We start from the raw sequence: 10,555 nt of genomic DNA, 5'->3' as shown, positions 1-10,555 counted from the left end.
GGTGTTACCTCTTTTAATACATCACCTATAGTTGGAATATCTACTCCGTATAAATTAATACATGTAAATAAAGATAGAATTAATAAACTTTTTATTTTTAAACTTATATTTTTCATTATATTTCATCCTCTTTTTTATCTTCTTCTTCCTCTAAAATAAGTTGCCTTTGTGTACCATAAGGCATATTAATCCCACCATCTAATACTTTCATTAGCACTCCTGGAATGATAGAGATTTCATTGATATTGAGCTGTTGTAAAATACTTTGTATATCTACTCTACTTTTTAGTAAAGTTTTTATATCTTGATTTGTCAATACAGATTTATTGACAATAGCTGTGATAATTTTATCTATATTAGTTGGTGTTGGCTCTGGTTCTGGCTCTGGCTCTGGTGTTGGGACAACTACTTTTTTAATGATCTCTACACTATTTTCTTCAGAGTGAGCCAAAAGTGATGGAAGTTCATAGTTACTAGCTAGTCCACCATTTTCTCCATCTTGTAGAGTTATCTCTTTTATAAAGTTATCTGCTATTGGATTGCTCGAATTAGCTTTTGCTCCTGTATAGTCTAGTGTCTCAGCTCCTACAAGATTTCCAAAGCTTACAAAGCCTGTGAGATCATCTGTTCCATCATAATCTTTTGAAGCTTCTAAAGTTAAAGCTCTTTTATTTATATCTAAACTACCATCAACAAAAGTGATGTTGTAGTTTTCATCTGTACCACTTAGGTTTGTATTATAAGTTCCTGCATTTTTACCGCTTACACTATCTCCTGTCACTCCATCAAGTACAGCAATAGTTTCTCCACCTACTAAACCATTTGCAGTAAATCCACTAGTGTTTTGTACAGTTCCATCATAAGTGGTAGTATTTGAGTTTGCAGTTACTGTGATATCTTTTTTGTTGGTAGTTAAAGTTCCTGTATCATAGTTTATAATATACCCTTGTTGTGAAGAGTATAAACCATCTACACCTATAGTAGCAGTTCCTGCATTTTTTAAATCACCACTTGAAGTATAAGCTAGAGTACCATTTACTAAAGAGCTATCATAAGTTGGGCTTGAGTAAGTTACGCCTGCGTTTCCTACTACATAATTAGTACCATCATAAGTTCTTGTAGCATCATTTGCTTTTACAGTAAGGTCTGTCATAAAAGTTCTTAAAAGTGGTCTTGTCTGACCTTCATAGATTATCCAATCATTGGTAAAGTCAAAGCCTGTGTAAGTATCTTTACTAAAAGCATTTGTGCTATCTATTTCTGTTATTTCTGTAGAACTTCCACTACCAAGTGCAGTTGTGACACCAGTAGTATCTTTATCCCAATATAAATTTGACAATGTAACCTCAGATGCTTTTATTCCAATTAATGCTCCACTATGGATATTCCCTTCCACTCTTCCTTTTGCATAAGAGTTTGCTATATTATTAGGCATTGAAGATGAAGAGTCAAAATAAATACCTCCAAATAAACCACCTACATAACTATTTCCTTTTACATATACATCTGTATAAGTGTTTTTTATAGGATAATTATCTCCTAATTTAGTTGCCTGACCAATAAGACCACCTACATAATTATTTCCTTGTATTTTTCCTGTAGCAAAAGAGTTTTCTAAAAAAGTGCTAAATTTAACATCTCCTATAAAAGAACCTACATTATTTTGTCCTATGATATCTACATCAACAAGTCCAAGATTAAAGATACTAGGTGTATAAGAAGTAAAACCATAGTGTGTTATACCAAATAAGCCTACATTGTCTTGCAAGGGTCTATTGATATACAAGTCATTTATAGTATGTCCTACTCCATCAAAAATGCCATTAAACTCTCCTATAGGTATAAACCCCATAGCTTCATCAGCAGTACCTGCATTATTATCATGATCTCCTACATTCCAGTTACTTGTATCACTTGCGTCAATATCATTTGCTAAGTTATACACAGATTTTTGAGTATGTGTATCATAGTTTATATTTTGTAGTTGATTTACATTTGTTATGATATAAGGGCTTGCTTTACTTCCAAAGCCACTTTCAAAAAGAGTTGATGCTATCTCTTTATGCTCCTCTTTTGTGACATTTTTAAGATAAGGTCTATAAAAACCATAACCTTGAACTGAACTATCTACTGTAGGAATTTGCCAAATGCTACTATCCCATGAAGAAAAGTTTGATTGAATTGCAAACTCTTCTGTACTAAGACCTTTTGTGTTTGTTTTTGTACCTGAATAATACATCCCTGATATAGATGTTTGTCCTGTTGTGTCTATATCCCAATAAGAATTTGAAATACTTCCTAAGTGATTATCAGCTCCTATGAGTCCCCCACTTCTGTCAGCAGAAACCTTGGCAAAAGAGTAGGAGTTATTAATTGAAGCATGATTCCTATTAAATCCAACTAATCCACCAGCTCTTCCATAAGTATCAGTTGACGTAACTGTTCCTTGGCTATAGGAGTTTGAAATAGTTCCACCATTAGTTCCAACTAGACCTCCACTATCTCCATATCCTATAACCTTTCCTTGAAAATAAGAGTTTGAGATAGTTCCACCGTTTGCACCTACTAATCCTCCTGACTTATCTTCTCCTGTAATATTACCTTGAACATAAGAGTTTGAGATAGTTCCACTGTTTACACCTACTAATCCTCCTGTAAAATTGCCACTAGAACTTATAGAAGTGTTAATTAAGCCTATATTTTGAATGGTTCCTGTTATATAAGAAAAAGGTGCAATATAAGGGCTAGAACTACTATTTATATATAAACCATCTATATCATGCCCTTTACCATCAAGAATTCCTGTAAAAGGTATACTATCCATAAGACTTCCAATAGGAGCAAATCCAGCTCCAGCGTTCCAATTTCTTGTATCACTTGCGTCGATATTTGAACCTAATGCATATCTACCATTTAAAGCTTGACTTATCCATTGGAGTTGATTGATATTATTTATAATAACTTTTCCTGTTGTTGGGTCAAACTTTATTGCTGCATTTCTATTAACTGCATTAAAGTAAACTCCACCATTAGTAGCATTGGTATTTTCTATTATTGCATTGACATAGATTTCATCACCTGCAGTTAATGTAAGCTTTGTAGCATCACCCCAAGTAATATTTTCATTGACAGTGATATCTTCATCCGCTTGAAGTTCTACATCAGCAGAAGAAAGAGCATTTTGTATAGCAGTAGCACTTACACTAGCACCTGTTATATCACTTCCACCTGTTGATTCTATAGTCATATTTACAGGGTCTAGTAGCCATTTAGAAGCTTCTACTAAAGTTGTAGAAGTTACACTTAGCTCTTTTCCTGAAGTCTCTACAAATCCACCTTTTGCTTTTATATTTCCATCTATATTTGCAGTTCCTCCATGGGCATAAAGTTCCACATGACCTGAAATACCATCTAGTGAATTTGCTTCTATGATTCCAGTATTATTAACAACTCCTCTTAAAAGTTCATTTACTGCATTGGTTGTTAAAAAGATTTCTCCACCATTTGCTAGTATAGTTCCAGAGTTTTCAACTAAGGCATCTAATATACCTTTATCTACAACTAAATCAACTATAGAATTACCATTTAAATTTATAGTATATTCATTAGCTCCTGTTAGTTGTACTCTTCCTTTTACAGCTTCTATAGTTCCACTATTTTTAGCTTCATTTGAAGCAAAGATTACATAAGCATTATTTTTAACTTTTATAGTACCTTGGTTGATAACAGATTCTGTAGAATCTCCACTAAAACTATAGTTTCCATTTTGAAAGTTAGTATCTGAGATATCTTTAGTAGTTGCTAAAATACCACTTGTATTTATACTTGCATCTTTGCCAAACAGTACACCATTTGAATTTAATATCCAAACTTGACCATTTGCATTAAGTGCACCATCTATAATACTTCTTTCATTTCCTATAACTCTGTTTAGAGTTATACTATTTACATTTGGTTGATTGAAGTTTACTGTTTCATGGGAAGCTATATTAAACTTATTCCAGTTTATAATAGCTTTGGAAGTGGATTGGTTTATATTGGTTGTATTTCCACTTTGATTAATCAAGGCAGTTCCTGAAGTTACCACCCCTGAACTTGGTGCTGCAAAGCTTAGAATTGCTGAACCAAGTAAAGCAGATATGATTAAACTTATCTTTCCACCTTTTAAAATTCGGAATCTATTTGAATAGTTGTGATTAGTTTTCATGCTATACCCCTTTTCACATTATTAGGTATATTATAAAAGGGGTGCGTTATGTCTTGCGTTATGTTTTAGTATTTTGATTTTGGAAAAACTATTTCTATTTTTGTACCATTTTCAATATAGGTATTAATTGTACCATTTAATTGTTCCTTTGCAAGTATTTCTATCATCGTTTGTCCAAAACCATTTGAGGAGTTGTTTTGTATACCGATACCACTATCCTTGACTTTTAGATATTTAAACTTCTCATCTTCTGTTAAAGTAATTTCAATGTCACCTTTATTTTTAGGAAAAGCATATTTCATTGCATTTGTTACAAGTTCATTTACTATAAGACCACAGTATATTGCTTCTTCAATTTCAAGTTTTGCATCGATATTAAATGTAAAACTTACATCATATAAATCAAAACTATTTTTTATGGTTTCAATGATTTTTTTTAAATAAACTGTGGCATCAATAGATTTGATATTTTTTTCTTTATATAACATTTGATGAAATTGACTCATTGCAAAAATTTTTCTTTCTATATCACGAAGTTTCTCTTGAATATTTTTTTCATTTGCATTTTCTAGTTTTAAAGAATATAAGGTAGTAATAAATTGCATATTATTTTTTACTCTATGGTTTAATTCTTGAAGTAAAAATCTATTTTTTTCTAATTCATTATTTAAATTTGAAGTTTTCTCTTTTACTTTTTTTTCTAATAGTATATTTTCATTTTCTTTTTGAGTAATTAATTCTTGTGATAAAAGTTCTTTTTCTTTGTTTAATTCTTTTATATATTGAGATATGGCATATGAGAAGAAAAATACCTCAATAGTGATTAGTGTTTCAGTTATATAAAAAAACTCATATTTAACACTCCAAATATTTAAACCATGAAGTAGGGCAAATACCCAAGCAAGTAAACCTAAACTCCATCCAAGGATAAAATAAGGGGCATTTTTGTTTTTCTTATATAAAGCATAAAACCCAATACAGAAATAAAAGATAATAAGTATTAAATATAAAGGTGCAATATCTTGATAACTTAAAAAAGATGGACTTGTTATAAAAGAGTGAAGTACAATAATTATTATAATAAAGTTTAATAACCTGTGTAGTTTAGGATAGCGTTTTGTTTGTAAAAAATGTTGAGTAAATAAAGCCATAGTAAGGACTGTAAAGTTTGTATAATAAACAATTAAACTAATCTCTTTTTCAACTGCAATTGGGTCATGCATAGGAAAAATATGTAGCCATATTAGATAATGAACTTTCCTTGAGGCTAAGATTCCTAATATATATAATGAATAATAAAAGTATAATGAGTTTGTTGTTAAAAGGTATAAAAAGAAATTGTAGATTAAGATAGTTATTAAAATACCAATAAATATTCCCCAGATTAAGTGGTACTTTATATCTTTATATATAAAGTCTTCATATGTTGTAATCAAAGCTTTAAATGCTAAAGCATAGCTAGGAGAGAAGACTTTTAAGTAGAATGTCTTCTTTTCACTAGGAAGAAGTTGTACATTAAAATGTGGCATAAGTATGCCATTAAACTTTTTACGATGAAAGGAACCACTTTTTTGTAAATTGATTACTTTATTGTCTTTTACTGTAAAAAGTTTTATATGCTCAAGTCTTAGTTCATCTATACTTATAGTTTTTTGTATGGTTTTTGAAGAAATATTGTGAAGGGTAAATTTAACCCAAATTGGAGATTTGTTTTTTAGACCATAGTTAATAAACTCTTTTTTAAAAGGATGGAAAAGTTCAGGTTTTTCAATAAGAGTATTGATATTTTCTTCATTTTTTTCATCATAGTAGATTTCACTTTTATTTAATAATATAATCTCTTTACTAGAGTCATCAATTTTGATATCTGCATGTAAAGAATTTATAAAAAGTAATAAAAAAATAGTAATATAAGTAAAAATATTCATCTTCATAATTAATAGTACAATAAATAATATCAGTTAAAAATAAAAGTAGAAAATGATATACTTATCTATTATGAATGATTTTAATATATTAATTATAGAAGATGAATCTCTTATTGCGTATAAAATAAAAAAAATTTTAGAGTGTGAAAATTATAATATTGTTGGCATTGCAAAAGATAGTAGTAAGGCTATTCATTTAATACAAGAAAATGATGTAAATCTTATTATTGCAGATATTACGATTCTTGGTTTTTTAAATGGAATAGAAACAGTAAAATTGATTCAAGAAGGTTTTAGTATACCTGTTATATTTTTAACTGCTCACCAAGAAGAAAAGTTTTTGAAAGAAGCTTCTCAAGTAAATTACTTAGGATATCTTGTTAAGCCATTTATTGAAGAAGATCTTATTAGAGAAGTGAAACTTGCCTATTATCATATAAAAAATAAAAGTGAAAAAAGTATAATTCAACTAAGTGATGACTATAATTATTGTATAGGAACAAGTGTATTAAAAAATAAAAGTGAAGTAATAGTATTAGGAAAAAAAGAAAAATGTTTTTTTAATATTTTAGTTTTAAATAAAAATAACTTAGTTTCAAATGAATTAGTAGATTTATTGTTGTGGAATGATGAAATAATCGATGATGCAACAAGACGACAAGTACTTTTTAGACTAAGAAAAAAAGTACCTGAGTTAGATATTGAAACAATAAAAGGGGAAGGGTATATTTTAAGAGTGTGAATAAAAAACTTCTTTTGAAGTTTTTTATTCATTTGAGTAAAGTTTTATGATACTTACTTTATCATCATCATATGTAACTTCATAATTATCAGGAAGTTGTGATAACTCTACAACAACTCTAAAAAAGTTATCTTTTTTATGATTTCCTGCTGTTATTTTTAAGAAGTTTGTAGATTCTAATTTTTCTCTTACTGTATAAAAATTTTCTCTTGCAGTAAAATCTAAAATGATTTTTTTCTCATTTGGCAAAGTAAGTTTTTTTGAAACTTTATATTTAGAAAAAATATCTATTTTATCATTGTCGTAAGAAACTTTAACAAAAGGTAAAATCTCTTTTTCATATGATACATCAAGTCTTGGTTTTACAAATACAACTTGCTCTATTTCTTTTGGTTTCTCTTCAACTGCTTTTTTTACAATTGCTTTTGTTTTCTTCTCTGTTTCTTTTGTAGCTTTTTCAATTAATTTCTTTACTTTATCTTCTGTTAAAGCAGGCTTTTTAGGCTTTTCTTCTTTTGGATTATTCATTTTTTCATACATGTCATTTACATAGTGTTGTTCTTTTTGAAATTCTATTGCATAATCTTCTTCAACCTCTTGCATTTCAATCATTCTTGCGGCTTCTTCTTCATAAGCTATTGTAGGTTCAAAAGGATTTTCTCTAGCTATTAAGCTAACTTGTAAAATCATTAACAATGTAAATAAAGTTTTCATTCTTCAGGCTCCAAATTTTTAAGTTCAAAATACTCTTTTTGTAAACGAGCATTTTCAAGTTGTAATCTTTTAATTTCACTTTGAAGATACTCTTTTTTATTTTTTAAAGAAGTATAAACTTCTAAAGAGTTATCTCCAAAAAGAATATTTGCAACATGATAAGAAAGAAGCATCGTAATAGCAATAGAACCTATTACTATTAACGAAAACTTCTTTAGTTCATGAAAATTTTCTCTCATAAATTATTTAGAGAAAGGTTGTTTCCCTAAGTATTCAGCATAGCCAATCTCTGCACCAATTTCTAATAATCTATTATATTTAGCGATTCTATCCGATCTAGCTGTAGAACCAGTTTTGATTTGTCCACAATTTAATGCAACAGCAAAATCAGCAATAAATGCATCTTCTGATTCTCCTGATCTATGAGACATTACACAATTATAATTGTTTCTTTGTGCTAATCTAATAGTTAGCATTGTTTCAGAAACACTTCCAATTTGATTTGGTTTGATTAAAATTGAGTTTGCGATACCTTTTTGGATACCTTCTGCTAGAATATTTGCATTTGTAACAAATAGGTCATCTCCAACTAATTGAACTTTATTTCCAATTCTTTCTGTTAAGATTTTCCATCCATCCCAATCATCTTCTGATAAACCATCTTCTATAGAAATAATTGGATATTTATTACATAAGTCTTCGTAGTAAGAAACAAGTTCTTCTGATGATAATTCTCTATTCTCACCTTTAAGAACATATTTTCCTTCATCATTTATAAGTTCTGAAGCTGCAACATCAAGTGCGATAGCAATTTGCTCACCAGCTTTATAACCAGCTTTTTCAACTGCTTCTAAAATAACTTGAATTGGTTCTTCATTTGATTTTAAATTTGGAGCGAATCCACCTTCGTCACCAACGGCAGTTGATTCTCCCATTCCATCAATTACTTTTTTTAAGTTTTGATAGATTTCAGCAACAGCTCTTAGTCCTTCATTGAAGTTTTCAAAACCTACAGGCATTACCATATATTCTTGAAAGTCAACTGAGTTATTTGCATGTTCTCCACCATTGATAATGTTGAACATTGGAACAGGCATAGTCATTGCATTTGCTCCACCTAAATATCTATATAAAGGAATATCAAGTGATGCTGCAGCTGCTCTTGCCACTGCCATAGAAACACCAAGTACAGCATTTGCTCCTAAGTTTGAGTAGTTATCTGTACCATCAATGTCTTTCATTGTTGCATCAACTTCTGCTTGATTATAAGGACTTAATCCCATTAATTCATCAGCAATAACAGTGTTTACATTTTCAACAGCTTTAAGAACACCTTTTCCTAAAAATCTATCATCACCATCTCTTAGTTCTAAAGCTTCTCTTTTTCCAGTGCTTGCTCCACTTGGAACTATTGCACTTTCCTTTGTACCATCACTTAAAACAACTGTTGCTCTAACAGTTGGATTTCCTCTTGAATCTAAAACTTCATCTGCATAAATATTATCAATAAATACCATTTAGGTCTCCTAAATTTATTAAATCAAATTATTATACAAAAAGTTTTATTTTGTGTCGCTTTGATAATTGCTATTGAAATAAAATTGTAATTATTCTTCGTCTGTTTCAGGTTCTCCTTGAATTAATTCATCATTAATTCCCATTGCTGTTAAAATTTTATCTTCGATTTCTTTTGCAATCTCTGGATTATCTTTTAAGAATACTTTTGCGTTTTCTTTCCCTTGCCCAATTTTTGTATTATCATAAGAGAACCAAGCTCCAGCTTTATCTACAATATCAAGTTTTACTCCATAATCAATAAGTTCACCTGTTTTAGAAATACCTTCACCAAACATAATATCAAACTCTGCAAGTTTAAATGGTGCTGCAACTTTGTTTTTTACAACTTTTACTTTAACTCTATTTCCTATTGAGTTTTCAGCTTGTTTTAGTGTAGCAATTCTTCTAATATCAAGTCTTACAGATGAATAGAATTTAAGTGCATTTCCACCTGTCGTTGTTTCTGGGCTTCCATATCCTGTCATACCAATTTTCATTCTAATTTGATTAATAAAAATAACAGTACAATGCATTTTATTTAAAAGACCAGTAACTTTTCTAAGTGCTTTACTCATTAGTCTAGCTTGTACACCCACTTGTTGATCATCCATATCTCCGTCAATTTCTACTTTTGGAGTTAATGCTGCAACTGAATCAATAACTACTAAATCAACGGCTCCACTTCTAATAACAGTTTCTAAAATTTCTAAAGCTTGCTCCCCATAATCTGGTTGTGATACAAGTAAGTTGTCAATATCAACACCAAGGTTTTTTGCATAAACAGTATCTAAAGCATGTTCTGCATCAATAAAAGCACAAACTCCTCCAGCTTTTTGACATTCTGCAATTGCATGAAGTGTAAGTGTTGTTTTCCCTGATGACTCAGGACCATAAATTTCTATAACTCTACCTTGAGGAAGTCCTCCAACTCCTAAAGCTAAATCAAGTCCTAATGAACCTGTAGAAATAGCTTCTGTTGGTACAACTTCTTTATCTCCTAATCTAATTAATGTACCTTTTCCAAAAGTTTTATCGATTTGTTTAATTGCTAAATCAAGTGATTTTTTTTGATTTTCATCCATTTTTATATTTCCTATTTGTGGGTATGTTTTTTATTTATGTTAGAATTTTAACACAATATTTTTTAAGTAATAAGTTTTATTGCAAAATGCAATATTTATTCTCCTTTCTTCGTCTCTTTTGTAAAACTCTCTATTGTTTCAATGGTTTTTATATGAGAAGATACTCTATTCTTCATATTATTACTTTTAATATGTTTTGCAAGAATTTTTGTATATTTTTTGTAGTTTCTACTACCTTTTTCAAAGGAAGCAAGTTTTTTTTGAATTTTTAATATATCTTCAGGAATGCTATTTGCCATTTTTCACCTATGTTTTAATGTACTAA

8 protein-coding genes are annotated in these 10,555 nt (G+C 29.7%); 1 reads left to right on the top strand and 7 read right to left on the bottom strand.

Annotated elements, in window-relative coordinates; all coding sequences use genetic code 11:
• Nucleotides 1-115: 115 nt before the first annotated feature.
• Both CP965_RS07470 and CP965_RS07465 read right to left on the bottom strand, forming a co-directional pair.
• A complete protein-coding gene (locus CP965_RS07470; RefSeq protein WP_129061451.1) occupies nt 116-4,207 on the bottom strand; it encodes a two-partner secretion domain-containing protein in 4,092 nt (1,363 codons plus the stop codon).
• 65 nt (nt 4,208-4,272) lie between these two features.
• The gene (locus CP965_RS07465) at nt 4,273-6,135 is read right to left on the bottom strand and encodes a 7TM diverse intracellular signaling domain-containing protein (RefSeq protein ID WP_164971003.1); all 1,863 of its coding nucleotides are present in this window, start codon (nt 6,133-6,135) and stop codon (nt 4,273-4,275) included.
• Nucleotides 6,136-6,187: 52 nt separating this feature from the next.
• On the opposite strand from CP965_RS07465, the gene CP965_RS07460 reads away from it, so the two are divergent.
• Nucleotides 6,188-6,877, top strand: a complete 690-nt coding sequence (locus CP965_RS07460; RefSeq protein WP_129061449.1) for a response regulator — start codon at nt 6,188-6,190, stop codon at nt 6,875-6,877.
• 24 nt (nt 6,878-6,901) lie between these two features.
• On the opposite strand, the gene CP965_RS07455 is transcribed toward CP965_RS07460, so the two are convergent.
• The 5 genes from CP965_RS07455 to CP965_RS07435 all read right to left on the bottom strand — a co-directional run bounded on the left by CP965_RS07455 (nt 6,902) and on the right by CP965_RS07435 (nt 10,529).
• Entirely contained in the window at nt 6,902-7,591 is a 690-nt protein-coding gene (locus tag CP965_RS07455; protein WP_129061448.1) for an AMIN domain-containing protein, read from the bottom strand.
• Nucleotides 7,588-7,830: a septum formation initiator gene (locus tag CP965_RS07450; protein ID WP_129061447.1), complete on the bottom strand. Its 243-nt coding sequence runs from the start codon at nt 7,828-7,830 to the stop codon at nt 7,588-7,590. The genes CP965_RS07455 and CP965_RS07450 overlap by 4 nt, the downstream gene beginning before the upstream one ends.
• Nucleotides 7,831-7,833: 3 nt before the next feature.
• Entirely contained in the window at nt 7,834-9,108 is a 1,275-nt protein-coding gene (gene eno / locus CP965_RS07445) for a phosphopyruvate hydratase (RefSeq protein WP_129061446.1), read from the bottom strand.
• A 90-nt stretch (nt 9,109-9,198) separates the two neighbouring features.
• Nucleotides 9,199-10,230, bottom strand: coding sequence for a recombinase RecA (gene recA, locus CP965_RS07440; protein WP_129061445.1), 1,032 nt, complete (start codon nt 10,228-10,230; stop codon nt 9,199-9,201).
• A gap of 95 nt (nt 10,231-10,325) precedes the next feature.
• Entirely contained in the window at nt 10,326-10,529 is a 204-nt protein-coding gene (locus tag CP965_RS07435; protein ID WP_129061444.1) for a hypothetical protein, read from the bottom strand.
• Nucleotides 10,530-10,555 lie beyond the last annotated feature (26 nt).

Source organism: Halarcobacter mediterraneus (assembly GCF_004116625.1).
GTDB lineage: Bacteria > Campylobacterota > Campylobacteria > Campylobacterales > Arcobacteraceae > Halarcobacter > Halarcobacter mediterraneus.
The sequence above is the reverse complement of the archived record's forward strand: the minus strand, read 5'-3'. Positions and strand labels throughout refer to the sequence as shown.